The sequence below is a fragment of the Pseudomonas sp. SJZ103 genome (genome assembly GCF_007828335.1).
Lineage (GTDB): Bacteria > Pseudomonadota > Gammaproteobacteria > Pseudomonadales > Pseudomonadaceae > Aquipseudomonas.
The window spans coordinates 480047-493316 of sequence record NZ_VIUN01000003.1; the positions used below are offsets into that span (position 1 = coordinate 480047).

General features: G+C 61.6%; 12 protein-coding genes. 8 read left to right on the top strand and 4 right to left on the bottom strand.

Going from position 1 to position 13270, the window contains the following annotated elements; genetic code table 11:
- Nucleotides 1-17: 17 nt before the first annotated feature.
- The 3 genes from tauB to tauD are packed head-to-tail and all read left to right on the top strand — an operon-like array spanning nucleotide 18 to nucleotide 2478.
- The gene (gene tauB, locus FBY10_RS10250; protein WP_145335796.1) at nucleotides 18-797 is read left to right on the top strand and encodes a taurine ABC transporter ATP-binding subunit; all 780 of its coding nucleotides are present in this window, start codon (nucleotides 18-20) and stop codon (nucleotides 795-797) included.
- The gene (gene tauC / locus FBY10_RS10255; protein ID WP_145335794.1) at nucleotides 794-1630 is read left to right on the top strand and encodes a taurine ABC transporter permease TauC; all 837 of its coding nucleotides are present in this window, start codon (nucleotides 794-796) and stop codon (nucleotides 1628-1630) included. Before tauB ends, tauC begins: the two co-directional genes overlap by 4 nt.
- Before the next feature lie 11 nt (nucleotides 1631-1641).
- Nucleotides 1642-2478 carry a taurine dioxygenase gene (tauD, locus tag FBY10_RS10260; protein WP_145335792.1) on the top strand — a complete coding sequence of 279 codons (837 nt, stop codon included), beginning with the start codon at nucleotides 1642-1644 and terminating at the stop codon, nucleotides 2476-2478.
- Between the two features lie 65 nt (nucleotides 2479-2543).
- On the opposite strand, the gene mgrA is transcribed toward tauD, so the two are convergent.
- The 4 genes from mgrA to epsC form a co-directional block, all read right to left on the bottom strand.
- A complete protein-coding gene (gene mgrA / locus FBY10_RS10265) occupies nucleotides 2544-3581 on the bottom strand; it encodes an L-glyceraldehyde 3-phosphate reductase (RefSeq protein WP_053140257.1) in 1038 nt (345 codons plus the stop codon).
- 108 nt (nucleotides 3582-3689) lie between these two features.
- Nucleotides 3690-5039, bottom strand: coding sequence for an OprD family outer membrane porin (locus tag FBY10_RS10270; protein ID WP_178116733.1), 1350 nt, complete (start codon nucleotides 5037-5039; stop codon nucleotides 3690-3692).
- Between the two features lie 158 nt (nucleotides 5040-5197).
- Entirely contained in the window at nucleotides 5198-7159 is a 1962-nt protein-coding gene (gene betT / locus FBY10_RS10275; protein ID WP_167656032.1) for a choline transporter BetT, read from the bottom strand.
- Nucleotides 7160-7542: 383 nt separating this feature from the next.
- Nucleotides 7543-8469: a serine O-acetyltransferase EpsC gene (epsC, locus tag FBY10_RS10280; protein ID WP_145335788.1), complete on the bottom strand. Its 927-nt coding sequence runs from the start codon at nucleotides 8467-8469 to the stop codon at nucleotides 7543-7545.
- A gap of 166 nt (nucleotides 8470-8635) precedes the next feature.
- On the opposite strand from epsC, the gene FBY10_RS10285 reads away from it, so the two are divergent.
- The 5 genes from FBY10_RS10285 to FBY10_RS10305 all read left to right on the top strand — a co-directional run bounded on the left by FBY10_RS10285 (nucleotide 8636) and on the right by FBY10_RS10305 (nucleotide 13234).
- Complete coding sequence (locus FBY10_RS10285; RefSeq protein ID WP_145335786.1) at nucleotides 8636-9631, top strand: D-cysteine desulfhydrase; 996 nt, start codon at nucleotides 8636-8638, stop codon at nucleotides 9629-9631.
- Nucleotides 9632-9909: 278 nt separating this feature from the next.
- The gene (gene tcyJ, locus FBY10_RS10290; RefSeq protein ID WP_108573701.1) at nucleotides 9910-10704 is read left to right on the top strand and encodes a cystine ABC transporter substrate-binding protein; all 795 of its coding nucleotides are present in this window, start codon (nucleotides 9910-9912) and stop codon (nucleotides 10702-10704) included.
- A complete protein-coding gene (gene tcyL / locus FBY10_RS10295) occupies nucleotides 10704-11369 on the top strand; it encodes a cystine ABC transporter permease (protein ID WP_032884921.1) in 666 nt (221 codons plus the stop codon). The genes tcyJ and tcyL overlap by 1 nt, the downstream gene beginning before the upstream one ends.
- A 3-nt stretch (nucleotides 11370-11372) precedes the next feature.
- Nucleotides 11373-12119: an L-cystine ABC transporter ATP-binding protein TcyN gene (gene tcyN, locus FBY10_RS10300; protein WP_053140245.1), complete on the top strand. Its 747-nt coding sequence runs from the start codon at nucleotides 11373-11375 to the stop codon at nucleotides 12117-12119.
- 368 nt (nucleotides 12120-12487) lie between these two features.
- Nucleotides 12488-13234, top strand: coding sequence for a hypothetical protein (locus FBY10_RS10305; protein WP_145335784.1), 747 nt, complete (start codon nucleotides 12488-12490; stop codon nucleotides 13232-13234).
- Nucleotides 13235-13270 lie beyond the last annotated feature (36 nt).

A 13270-nucleotide genomic window follows, 5' to 3' on the forward strand; every position in this document is an offset into this window, starting at 1 on the left:
TCCAGGAGTTCATCGCGATGGCCTTGCTACAGCTGGAGCGCATCAGCGCACAGTACCCAGGCGTCACAGAACCGGTGCTGTCCGACATTTCACTCGACCTGGGGCCCCAGCAATTGCTGGTGGCCCTCGGTCCGTCCGGCAGTGGTAAGACTTCGCTGTTGAACCTGATTGCCGGCTTTGTCGAGCCTTCTGCCGGGCTCATCACCCTCGATGGCGTACCGGTCAAAGGCCCCAGCGCCGAACGCGGCGTGGTGTTCCAGGACGACGCGCTGCTGCCCTGGCAGGACGTGTTGGCCAATGTCGGTTTCGGCCTGGAACTGGCCGGCGTGCCCAAGGCGCAGCGTGAAGTGCGTGCCAGGGAAATGCTCGCGCTGGTGGACCTCGCCGGCTTCGACAATCGCCGCATCTGGCAACTCTCCGGCGGCCAGAAGCAACGCGTCGGCCTGGCTCGCGCCTTGGCCGCCGACCCGCGCGTGCTGCTGATGGACGAACCCTTCGGCGCCCTCGATGCCTTCACCCGCGAACAGATGCAGGAACTGTTGCTGCAAGTATGGCGACGCACGGCCAAGCCGGTGTTCCTGATTACCCATGACATCGAAGAAGCGGTGTTCCTCGCCACCGACCTGATCCTGTTGGCGCCCAACCCGGGGCAGATCGTCGAGCGTCTGCACCTGGACTTCGGCCAGCGCTACGCCGCCGGCGAGTCGGCGCGGGCGATCAAGTCCGACCCGCGCTTTATCGAAACCCGTGAGCACGTGCTGGGCAAAGTGTTCTCGCAACGGCAGGTGTCCGCATGAGCAGCTACGAACTCCCCGCCACCGCCGCCAAGCCGGTGGCCCACGCAGTTATCCCGGTGCGGCGCAGCCTGAGCACACGCTGGATCAGCCTGTTGACCCTGATCGCCTTGCTGGCCCTCTGGTGGGCCGTCACCGCCACGGGCCTGATCGAACCGTTGTTCCTGCCACCGCCCTCCGCCGTGCTGCAAAAAGGCTGGCTGCTGGCGACTGCGGGCTATATGGATTCCACCTTGTGGCAGCACCTGGGCGCGAGCCTCAGCCGGATCGGCCTGGGCCTGGGCTTCGCGGTGCTGACCGCCGTGCCGGTGGGGATTGCCATCGGTTCCAACCGCATCGCCCGCGGCATTCTCGACCCGCTGATCGAGTTTTACCGGCCGATTCCGCCCCTGGCTTACCTGCCGTTGATCGTGATCTGGTGCGGTATCGGCGAGCTGTCCAAGGTGCTGCTGATCTACCTGGCGATCTTTGCGCCCATCGCGATCGCCACCGCGACCGGCGTGCGCACCGTCGACCCGGCCAAGCTGCGTGCGGCGCAGTCGCTGGGCGCCACCCGTGCCCAACTGATTCGCCATGTGATCCTGCCGAGCGCCCTGCCCGACATCCTAACCGGTGTGCGCATCGGCCTGGGTGTAGGTTGGTCGACCCTGGTCGCCGCCGAACTGATCGCGGCCACCAGCGGCCTGGGTTTCATGGTGCAGTCGGCGGCGCAGTTCCTGGTCACCGATGTGGTGGTGCTGGGGATCCTGGTGATCGCCCTGATCGCCTTCGCCATGGAAATGGGCCTGCGCGCCCTGCAGCGTAAGTTAGTGCCTTGGCATGGCCAGGCACATTGAGTGAGAACCCCATGAGCAGCCTGACCGTTACCCCCTTGAGCACCGCCTTGGGCGCCCAGATCAGTGGCGTCGATATCACCCAGCCGCTGAGCGCCGAACACCGCGATGCCATCGAGCAGGCATTACTCACCCACTCGGTGCTGTTCTTCCGTGGCCAGCCGATCACCCCGCAGCAGCAGGCGCGGTTCGCGGCGAACTTCGGCGACCTGCACATCCACCCGATCTACCCCAACGTGCCGGAACAGCCCGAAGTGCTGATCCTCGACACCGCCGTCACCGACGTGCGCGACAACGCCGTGTGGCACACCGACGTGACCTTCCTGCCCACCCCGGCCCTCGGCGCGGTACTCAGCGCCAAGCTGTTGCCGGCGTTTGGTGGCGATACGCTGTGGGCCAGTGGCATCGCGGCGTATGAGGCGTTGTCCGCGCCGTTGAAGCGGTTGCTCGATGGGCTGACGGCTACCCACGACTTCACCAAATCCTTTCCGCTGGAACGCTTTGGCAACACCGCCGAAGACCTGGCGCGCTGGGAAGAAACCCGCAGGAAAAACCCACCGCTGTCGCACCCGGTAGTGCGCACGCATCCGGTCAGCGGGCGTAAGTCGCTGTTTGTCAGTGATGGGTTCACCACCAGGATCAATGAGCTGGAGCCAGCGGAGAGCGAAGCGATCCTGAAGCTGCTGTTCGCCCACGCGACACGGCCGGAATTCACCCTCCGCTGGCGCTGGCAGGAGAACGACGTGGCCTTCTGGGATAACCGCGTGACCCAGCATTACGCGGTGGATGACTACCGGCCGCAGCGGCGGGTGATGCATCGGGCGACGATTCTTGGGGATGTGCCGTTCTAAACCACACTGCAAATCAAATGTGAGAGGGGGCTTGCCCCCTCTCACATTGACCCAGTGGTGTCAGGTTATTCAGCGCTGGATGGCTTTTCCCACAAGTTGATTCCACCTTCCTGCGCAAACCGATCGATCTCCGCCAGTTCTTCCGCACTGAAGCTCAAGTTCTTCAACGCGCCGACGTTTTCGATGATCTGCTCCGGCCGGCTGGCGCCGATCAGCGCGCTGGTCACCCGTGGGTCGCGCAAGGTCCAGGCGAGCGCCAATTGCGCCAGGCTTTGACCACGGCGCTGGGCGATTTCGTTCAGCGCACGTACGTGGGCGATGTTGGCTTCCGACAGGTGCTTGGCCTGCAACGAACCACCCCCCGGACGGTTAACCCGTGCGTCGGCCGGCACGCCGTTGAGGTACTTGTCGGTGAGCAAGCCCTGGGCCAGCGGCGTGAAGGCAATCACGCCGGCGCCGAGTTCTTCGGTGGTGTCCAGCAGGTCTTTTTCTACCCAGCGGTTAAGCAGGTTGTAGGCCGGTTGGTGGATCAGCAGCGGCACTTTCCACTCTTTGAGCAGCGCGGCGATTTCGCGGGTTTTCACCCCGGAGTAAGACGAGATACCGATGTACAACGCCTTGCCCTGTTGCACGGCGGTGGCGAGGGCGCTGGCGGTTTCTTCCAGGGGTGTGTCGGCATCAAAACGGTGGGAGTAGAAAATATCCACGTAGTCGACGCCCAGGCGTTGCAGGCTCTGGTCCAGGCTTGCCAGCACGTATTTGCGTGAGCCGCCGCCCTGGCCGTAAGGGCCCGGCCACATGTCCCAGCCGGCCTTGCTGGAGATGATCAATTCGTCACGGTAGTGCTTGAAGTCTTCGCGCAGCAGGCGACCGAAGTTGATCTCGGCGCTGCCATAGGGTGGGCCGTAGTTGTTGGCCAGGTCGAAGTGGTTGATGCCCAGGTCGAACGCGGTGCGCAGCAGGGCGCGCTGGGTGTCGATCGGGGTGCTGTCGCCAAAGTTGTGCCACAGCCCCAGGGACAGTGCCGGCAGCACCAATCCACTGCGGCCTACGCGGCGATACGGGATAGATTCATAGCGGTTTTCGGCAGCAATGTAAGTCATCGAATCCTCTCTTGGACATAGGCAAATAAGGCCTGGGAATAACGATATTCCCAAGCCTTTTAACCAGCTGAATCGCTTAAGTCTGCCCTTCCGTTTTACAGCAATTTCCTACCAGAGTGGAACGACATAGCTGACATAGAAGCGGTTTTCATCCTGCACGGTGGCGCCGGTAATGTCCGGGCTGGCGTGGGCGTTTTTCCAGGTCACGCCAAGGCCTTTGAGCGTACCAGTGGGCACTTGATACGCCACGGCCACGTTTCGCTCCCATTCGCTGGTGGTGCCCTGGGCGGTGCGGATGTCATCGCCGTGGGCGTAGGCAGCGGAGAACGTCAGGCCGTTGAGACCGAGTTTGCCCAAATCATATTTGTACTGCGCCAGCCAGGTACGTTCGCCGGCATGCTGGAATTTGTTCAGCTGCATGTTGGTCAGTGCCGGGGTGTCGGCACCCGAGCCTGGGCCTTGTCGAGCGTCACCGCTGTTGAGGCCGGAATCCAGGTACGGGAAGTCGCTGTCGCCGCTGTTTTTCTGGAGGCCCAGGCCGACGGTATGGCCGTCCAGGCTGTAGCTTTCCAGCAGACTGACGGTGGACTGGTTGATGCGGCCCTTGTTTACGCCGTCGCCGTACAGGCCCGCGGCGGCAAAGTCCTTGTCGCCGTCGGCGTTGCCGCCCACACCCAGGCTGCGGAACACGCGTATGTCGGTATCGATCGCACCGACCGACAAGGCGTCATGGCGCTTGGCGCCGAGGAAGAACTGCTGGTAGTAATCCTCAAGGTTGGAGTACCACAGGCTGACAGTGGTGTTCTGTATGCCGGTGTAGTCCGCACCGCCAAACAGGAAGCGGTCACTTTCTTTGGTTCCACCGGCGGTGATCATGCCCTGGTCGCCGGTTTCGTTGCGGATCTTGGTCTTGAAAATATCACCGCCGGTGAAGGTGAAGTCGCTGAGGTCCTTGGACACCAGTTGCACACCGGTGTTGGTCTGCTGGTACAGGCGCCCGTCGGTGTTGGCCAGCACCGGGTTGTTGCCGTACAGCGTGCCGACGCGCAGCTCATCCTTGGCAAAGCGCATCTTGAAGGTCGGGCTGAGCACGCCGAACTGGTCGGCGGATTTGCCGTTATCAAGCGGGAACATGCTGCCGGGATAGCGGCCCTGGTGATCCTTGTCGTTGAGGTCGCCACCGGAATCCAGTTTCAAGCCATAGAACGCCTGCAGGTCCAGACCGAAGCCCACCGGCCCCTCGGTGTAGCCGGACTTGAAGTTGAACTCGAAACCCTGGCCCCAATCCCGAACGCTATGGGCCTTGGCATTGCTGCCGACCACGTCACGTCCCTGCTGGTTGAGATAGCGGTTGAGCAGGGTCACGTCGGCGTGGCTGTCATCGATAAAATCCGCATGGGCGGACAGCATAAAGCTCGCCATGGCGGCTCCCACCACAGGGCTTAAAAACGTCTTCATGGGTACCGGTCTCCGTCACTGTTCTGAAATGAAAGCGTCAAACGCTTCACACAATTACGCAGTGACCAGATGACAGTTACGCGTCAAAACAGCGCCTTGACGGATGAAATTAAGTTTAAGAAAGCCCCGTAGAACGGGGCTTTTCTGGGAGTTGAGCGTCAGCGCACCAAGTGCAGGAACTGCAGGTGGCGCTCGTACTGGTCGAGGATGTCATTGATGATCTGCTCTTTGGTGTAGCCCACCAGGTCGTAGTCCTGACTGCCCTCGCTCAAGTGCACTTCCGCCCGGTAGTAGCGACGATTGTTGAGCTGTTTGGAACCCATGCCACCGCGTGCAAATGAGGGCGTGAAATAGCCGCGCATCTGCACCTGGTACACGAACGGATGCTCTTCGCCGTGACCGATTTCCAGGCTGACGCTGTCGTTGGACGGGTCGGGCTGGGTCACGACGTTGAGGCCTTTTTCAACAAACACCGCCGTCACTTCTTCAATCGCCGGACGCACCGTGGTCTCAAGGAACCGGTACACCTCATCCCGCGACGGGAAATGCACGGCCTGGCTCAAACGCTGGCGCCAACCGCCGGTGCCTTTGCGTGAGCCCGACACCGGCGCCAGCGAATGCAACTGGGCGATCTGCTTTTGCGACTCGAGGTAGAAAGCCTTGTGCAGCCCCCACATCATCAGCAGCAGGATCAGCGAGAACGGCAGCGAGGTCAGCACCACCGCCGATTTCAGCGAATCGATGCTGCCGGCAAACAGCAGCGCACTGGTGACCAGTGCCGTCATCGCGCCCCAGAACACCCGCAGCCATTTCGGTCCGTCTTCGTCGGCGTTGCCGCCCTTGGACGACAGGGTAGAGAGCACCACGGTGCCGGAGTCGGCCGACGTGACGAAGAACACGAAGCTGATAAACACCGTGACCGCGATCACGGTTTTGCTCCACGGGTAGGTTTCCAGCAGCAGGTAAAGGCTCATCGATGGGTCATCGATGGCCGACTGACCGAGTGCGGTCATGCCGTGGTTGAGCACCTGGTCGATGGCGCTGTTGCCGAAAATCGACATCCACGCCAGGGTGAAGCCCAGCGGGATCAGCAGCACGCCGAACACGAATTCGCGGATGGTCCGGCCACGGGAAATGCGTGCAATGAACAGGCCCACGAACGGCGACCATGCGATCCACCAGGCCCAGTAGAACACCGTCCAGCCGCCCAGCCAGTCGCTCGGTTTGTCGTAGGCGTACACATCGAAACTCTTGGTCGGCAATGCGCCCAGGTAGTCACCGATGTTCTGGATCAGGGTGTTGAGCAAGTGCTGGGTGGGCCCGGCGAACAACACGAACAGCAGCAGCGCGCAGGCCAGCAGCATGTTGATGTCGGACATCACCCGCACGCCCTTGTCGACGCCGGCGACGGCGACCAGAATCGCCGCGCCCATCATCAAGGTGATCAAGCCGACCTGGATCCACTGGGTGTGGGCAATGCCGAACAGGTAGTCGAGGCCGGAATTGAGGTGCAGCACGCCGAAGCCCATGTCGGCACCGAGGCCGAACACCGTGGCAATGATGCCGAAGCCATCCACCGCATAGCCGATAGGGCCGTTGATGCGCTTGCCGATCAGCGGGTACAGCGCCGAGCGCAACGCCAGCGGCAGGTTATGCCGGTAGGCGAAATACGCCAGCGCCATGCCGACAAAGGCAAACACGCCCCAGCCGTGCAGGCCCCAGTGCAGGAACAGCACCTGCATGGCCTGGCGTGCAGCGTCGGCATTCATGGCCTCGCCCTGGGGCGGTTGCACCAGGTGCGTCAGCGGCTCGGACACGCAGAAGAAGAACAGCGTGATGCTGATCCCGGCGGCGAACAGCATGCCGGCCCAGGACAGGTAACTGAATTCGGGCTCGTCGTGGTCGGCACCGAGTTTTATCTTGCCGTAGCCCGATAGCGCGGTGACCACCACGAAGACCAGATACAGGGTCATCGCCAGCATGTAGTACCAGCCGACCGTGTTGGCCGCCCAGTTTTGCGCCGCCAGCAGCCAGGCACCGGCCTGTTGCGGGATAGCGATGACAATGATGCCGAACAGCAAAATGAAGGTAGCGGCAAAGTAGAAAACCGGCGCGTTCATGCGCACCAGGCCGCTGGATGGGGTGGACGATGCACTCATGAAAGGTGCACCCCGAGGGTGAGGGATGTGGCTGTATAAAACGGACTCAGCAAAGGTAAGCCTCCTGTTGTGAGCGGGCAGCGAACCACCGGGTTTAACTTGAACAAGCGTTCAAGTTAAACATAAATAGGCGGTTTGGGACTAATCGCAGGGCTGAGTGGTATGACGGGTGAGCAAAGGAAATCGTTCAGCGACTGCTGAATGAAATACGGCCTCCGCGTGGAATGCCGTCAAACTGTGGGAGGGGGCTTGCTCCCGATAGCGGTCTGTCAGTCACAGATGCACTGGCTGAACCACCGCCATCGGGAGCAAGCCCCCACCCACAGGTGACCGGTGCAGGTTGTCTACTTCTGCGCCCCATCATCATGCTGCAAATTCGCCTGCGTAATATTCGCCCCCGCCGGCACACTGCGCGTCAGCCATACATTGCCGCCAATGGTCGACCCCTTGCCGATGGTGATGCGCCCGAGGATCGTCGCCCCGGCATAGATCACCACGTCATCCTCGACAATCGGATGGCGCGCATGGCCCTTCTGCAGTTGCCCATCCTCATCCGCCGGGAAGCGCTTGGCCCCCAACGTGACCGCCTGATAGATGCGCACCCGCTCGCCGATGATCGCGGTTTCGCCGATCACCACGCCCGTTCCGTGGTCGATAAAGAAGCTCGGGCCGATCTGCGCGCCGGGGTGAATATCGATACCGGTGGCCGAGTGGGCGATTTCTGCGCTGATCCGCGCCAGCAGCGGCAAGCCGGCGCGGTACAGGTGGTGGGCCAGGCGATGGTGAATCACCGCGAGAATCCCCGGGTAGCACAGCAGCACTTCATCCACACTGCGTGCGGCCGGGTCGCCGTGGTAGGCGGCGAGTACGTCGGTATCCAGCAGGCTGCGCAGGGAAGGCAAGGCCAGGGCGAAATCCTGGATCAGCCGGATGGCATGGGCGTCGATCTGGCTGTCATCCTGGCCGCCCTGGCGCGCGGCATAACGCAACTCCAGACGCGCCTGGGCCAGCAAGGCATTCAGCGCGACGTCGAGGGTATGGCCGACGTAGAAATCTTCACTCTCTTCACGCAAGTCCGCCGGCCCCAGGCGCATCGGAAACAGCGCACCACACAGGGCTTCGAGAATCTGCGCAACGGCTTCCCGGGACGGCAATTCACGGCCGCCATGCTCGCCGCTCAAACGGCCATTGCGCGTTCGCCACTGGTCACGGGCGTCGCGCAGTTGGCTGACGATGGTCTGTAATTGCCAATGGCTGGAACGCTCACTCACGGTATTCACTCCTGACGTAATGGCCATCACTTTACGGTATGCACCCTGACCGCCCTTAAGAACCAATGGTGTGATGCTAAGAACCATCGGGCATAAGCGATTGACGGTTGCCCGATGAAAAGTGCCTGCCTATAGTCCCTCCATCCCTTAGCCACCGTGCGTAGCCATGATCAAGCAACAGCTCGACCGTTTTAACCGCCTGGAACTGCTTGGCGGTGCCACCGCCCTGGAAAAACTCGAACGGCTGTCGACCTGGTTGGGACGCGACATCTACGTCAAGCGCGACGACACCACGCCGCTGGCCATGGGCGGCAACAAGCTGCGCAAACTCGAATACCTGGCGGCCGATGCCATCGCCCAGGGTGCCGATACCCTGGTGACCGCCGGCGCGATCCAATCCAACCACGTACGCCAGACCGCCGCCCTCGCCGCCAGGCTCGGCCTGGGCTGCGTCGCCCTGCTGGAAAACCCCACCGGCACCGAAGACCCCAACTACCTGGGCAACGGCAACCGCCTGCTGCTGGAGCTGTTCGACGCCAAGGTAGAGTTGGTGGAAAACCTCGACAACGTCGACGACCAACTCAACGCCCTCGCCGATCGCCTGCGCAGCAACGGCAAGAAGCCGTACCTTGTGCCCATCGGCGGCTCCAATGCCCTCGGCGCCCTCGGTTATGTGCGCGCCGGGCTGGAGCTGGCCGGGCAGATCGAAGACAGCGGCATCGAATTCGCCGCCGTGGTGCTGGCCTCCGGCAGCGCCGGTACCCACAGCGGCCTGGCCCTGGCCTTGAGTGAAGTACTGCCGCAACTGCCCGTGATCGGCATCACCGTATCGCGCACTGAAGAAGCGCAGTTTCCGAAAGTACAGGGCCTGGCCGAACGCACGGCCGAGTTGCTCGGCGTGAACATCCCCGAGGCGTTCAAGGTGATCCTGTGGGACGAATATTTCGGCCCCCGTTATGGCGAACCGAACGCCGGCACCCTTTCAGCGGTCAAGCTATTGGCGAGCCAGGAAGGCCTGCTGCTGGACCCGGTCTACACTGGCAAGGCCATGGCCGGCTTGCTCGACGGTATCGGCCGCCAGCGATTTGAAGATGGCCCGATTATTTTCCTGCATACCGGTGGGGCACCGGCGTTGTTTGCCTATGACTCGGTTTTCAACTGAATAAACGCGGGCTAAATGTGGGAGGGGCTTGCCCCCGATAGCAGAGTGTCAGCCAGCTCACCTGTTACTGATACACCGCTATCGGGGGCAAGCCCCCTCCCACATTAGACCCAACACATATTCAAAAATAGAATATCAATTAAGATTTATATTGTTTTCAAGTCTTAAACCCCGGCTTTATCATCGCGCCGTAGACGAAGACGCGCTACGCGCTTTAAGGCAGGATACGACTACTGCGTCACCTGCTTCGCTCAACATAAAAAACACAGGGGCTCTTCATGACTATTTCTGTATTCCGTCGCACGTTGCTGGTTGGCACTTTGGGTCTGGCTCTCGGTGCCGGTTGGCTGGGCCAGGCGGTTGCCGGCGAGCAACTGGGCAACATCAAAAAGGCCGGCGAGATCAAAATCGGCCTGGAAGGCACCTACCCGCCGTTCAGCTTCGTCGATGAAAGCGGCAAGCTCAGCGGTTTCGAAGTCGAGCTGTCCGAAGCCCTGGCCAAAGAGCTGGGCGTGAAGGTCAAGCTCCAGGCCACACCATGGGACGGCATCCTCGCGGCCCTGGAATCCAAGCGTCTGGACGCGGTGGTCAACCAAGTCACCATCTCTGAAGAGCGCAAGAAGAAGTACGACTTCTCCACGCCCTACACCGTGTCCGGTATTCAGGCGCTGGTGCTGAAAAAGAACGTCGACACCATCAAGACCGCCGACGACCTGGCCGGCAAGAAAGTCGGGGTAGGCCTGGGCACCAACTACGAACAATGGCTCAAGGACAACCAACCCAAAGCCATTATCAAGACCTATAACGATGACCCGACCAAGTTCCAGGACCTGCGCATCGGCCGTATCGACGCCATCCTGATCGACCGCCTGGCTGCGCTGGAATACGCCAAGAAAGCCCCGGACACCGCCGCTGCTGGCGACGCCTTCTCCCGCCAGGAAGCCGGTATCGCCCTGCGCAAAGGCGAGCCCGAGCTGCTTGAAGCGGTGAACAAGGCCCTCGACAAGCTGCGCGCCGACGGCACCTTGAAGAAGCTGTCCGAGAAGTACTTCAACGCTGACGTCACTCAATAATGGAAGCAGGTTTCCAACTCGCGCTGGACTCCGCGCCCTTTTTGCTCAAGGGCGCGTATTACACGGTGATTCTCAGCCTTGGCGGGATGTTTTTCGGCTTGCTGCTGGGCTTCGGCCTGGCCTTGATGCGGCTGTCGCGCTTCAAGCTGCTGAGCTGGACAGCCCGCGTCTACGTGTCGTTCTTTCGCGGCACGCCCTTGCTGGTACAGCTGTTCCTGATCTACTACGGCTTGCCGCAAGTGGGCATCGAGCTGGATCCGATCCCGGCCGCCATGATCGGCTTTTCGCTGAACATGGCCGCCTACGCCTGTGAAATCCTGCGGGCCGCCATCGCTTCCATCGAGCGTGGCCAGTGGGAGGCCGCCGCCAGTATCGGCATGACCCGTGCGCAGACTCTACGCCGGGCCATCCTGCCGCAGGCGATGCGCACCGCCCTGCCACCGTTGGGCAACAGCTTTATTTCGCTGGTCAAGGACACCGCGCTGGCCGCCACCATCCAGGTGCCAGAGCTGTTCCGCCAGGCTCAACTGGTGTCTGCGCGCACCTTCGAAATTTTCACCATGTATCTGTCCGCTGCCCTGATCTACTGGGTACTGGCCAGCATCCTGGCGCATTTCCAAAACCGCCTGGAAGACCGGGTCAACCGGCATGACCTGGAGTCTTGAAGCATGATCGTGGTTGAAAAACTGACCAAGCAATTCAACGGTCAGGTGGTACTCAACGGCATCGACCTGGAGGTCAAGGAAGGCGAAGTCGTCGCCATCATCGGCCCCAGCGGTTCCGGCAAAACCACCTTCCTGCGCTGCCTGAATTTTCTCGAAGAACCCACCAGCGGCCGCATCAAGGTGGGCGACATCCAGATCGACGGCAGCAAACCGCTCAACCAGCAACAAGGCCTGGTGCGGCGCCTGCGCCAGCACGTGGGTTTTGTGTTCCAGAACTTCAACCTGTTCCCCCACCGCACGGCGTTGGAAAACGTCATCGAAGGGCCGACCGTGGTCAAGAAGATGCCGCGTGAAGAGGCTATCGCGTTGGGGCGCAAGTTGTTGGCCAGGGTCGGCCTGGCGGGCAAGGAAGACGCCTACCCACGGCGTCTTTCCGGCGGCCAGCAACAGCGCGTGGCGATTGCCCGCGCGCTGGCCATGGAGCCGGAGGTGATCCTCTTCGACGAACCCACCTCGGCGCTGGACCCGGAGCTGGTCGGCGAAGTACTGGCAACCATCCGCAGCCTCGCCGAAGAAAACCGCACCATGGTCATCGTCACCCACGAAATGAGCTTTGCCCGCGATGTCGCCAACCGGGTGATCTTCTTCGACAAGGGTGTGATCGTGGAGCAAGGCGAAGCCAAGGCGTTGTTCGCCAACCCCAAGGAGGAACGCACCCGGCAGTTCCTGAGCAAATTCCTGGCCCACTGAGATCCACCTGCAGGTGCTGGCTTACCAACGAAAATCGTCAACGATAACGTGTTTAACCGAATTAACCGTGTCGTCTGGACGTTCTTCGCTGGCAAGCCAGCTCCTACAGGAACGCCTCGTTCCACCGAGTAAATCTCCCCACCACTCCCCCCTTAAAATCCCCCGCCCAGTCAGACCCTTCTGAATCTGCGCCAACCCGCCGTTTAGCCTTTTGCCTCCATTGACGCTCCTTGGCCAACCCTCTTATCTAGCGTCCAGAGGATTGGATCCTATCCCGGCTATTCACCGAATCGTTCTTTTCGGACCCAGCGCGCACCCGCGCCAAGGGCCCGGAACGGTTGCTGCTGGCTGCATCAAGGAGATTACTTATGACACGCCCCCTGCTCACCGCCCCGACGCTGCCCCAGGCCCTTCGAAATGGCATCAACGCCCTGGCGGCCGCACACCTGCAGATCGATATCGAGCCCTACCCCGGCATGGATGAAGGCGATCTGATCGAGCTGTTCTGGAACAACTGCTTTGCGGCCTCACGGCGGGTGACCGCAGGCAAGGTCGGCCTGCCAACCCATCTGCGGGTGCCGGAAAGTTTTGTGCAGGATGGCCCCGCTGAAGTTCACTACCGGGTCATGCAAATCGGCCACACACCCGCCTGCTCGGCCAGGGCCCACGTGCGGGTAAAAACCAACTGTCCGGGAGGCCCGCCCTCCCCGCTTTGCAGCGACGAAAACCAGAACCTTGCCCCTGTAGGCCTGCCCGAGACCATCCGCCGCTACGGCGTCAACGATCGCCAGGTACGACGTGGTATTCCGCTGACCATCGCGCCTTACCTGAATATGGCCACGGGCGATGCCATCACCCTGCGCTGGGGAGATGTACGCATGGACCTGCCCAAGATCCAGGCCAAAGGCGTCGGGGTGGTCGTGCAGGTGTGGGTGCCTTCGACGGTAATTGTCGAGGCAGGTGACGACAGCCGCCTGGAGGTGACGTACTGCATTCTCGATCGTGTCGGCAACAATTCGCGCTGGGCTCCGACCCGCACCTTACGCATTGCCGCCTGCGCGCCGAGCCAGCCGGTCGGGAGAGCGCGGATCTATCAACCGCGCCCCCTTGGCTGACCCTGCGAACCTGGGTAGCAGACCTTCTATGCATAT

Coding starts and splice junctions, on each gene's coding strand:
- tauC (WP_145335794.1), top strand. CDS start 794: ATGAGCAGCTACGAACTCCCCGCCACCGCCGCCAAGCCGGTGGCCCAC.
- betT (WP_167656032.1), bottom strand. CDS start 7,159: ATGAACGCGCCGGTTTTCTACTTTGCCGCTACCTTCATTTTGCTGTTC.
- mgrA (WP_053140257.1), bottom strand. CDS start 3,581: ATGACTTACATTGCTGCCGAAAACCGCTATGAATCTATCCCGTATCGC.
- tcyL (WP_032884921.1), top strand. CDS start 10,704: ATGGAAGCAGGTTTCCAACTCGCGCTGGACTCCGCGCCCTTTTTGCTC.
- tauD (WP_145335792.1), top strand. CDS start 1,642: ATGAGCAGCCTGACCGTTACCCCCTTGAGCACCGCCTTGGGCGCCCAG.
- FBY10_RS10305 (WP_145335784.1), top strand. CDS start 12,488: ATGACACGCCCCCTGCTCACCGCCCCGACGCTGCCCCAGGCCCTTCGA.
- tcyN (WP_053140245.1), top strand. CDS start 11,373: ATGATCGTGGTTGAAAAACTGACCAAGCAATTCAACGGTCAGGTGGTA.
- FBY10_RS10285 (WP_145335786.1), top strand. CDS start 8,636: ATGATCAAGCAACAGCTCGACCGTTTTAACCGCCTGGAACTGCTTGGC.
- tauB (WP_145335796.1), top strand. CDS start 18: ATGGCCTTGCTACAGCTGGAGCGCATCAGCGCACAGTACCCAGGCGTC.
- FBY10_RS10270 (WP_178116733.1), bottom strand. CDS start 5,039: ATGAAGACGTTTTTAAGCCCTGTGGTGGGAGCCGCCATGGCGAGCTTT.
- tcyJ (WP_108573701.1), top strand. CDS start 9,910: ATGACTATTTCTGTATTCCGTCGCACGTTGCTGGTTGGCACTTTGGGT.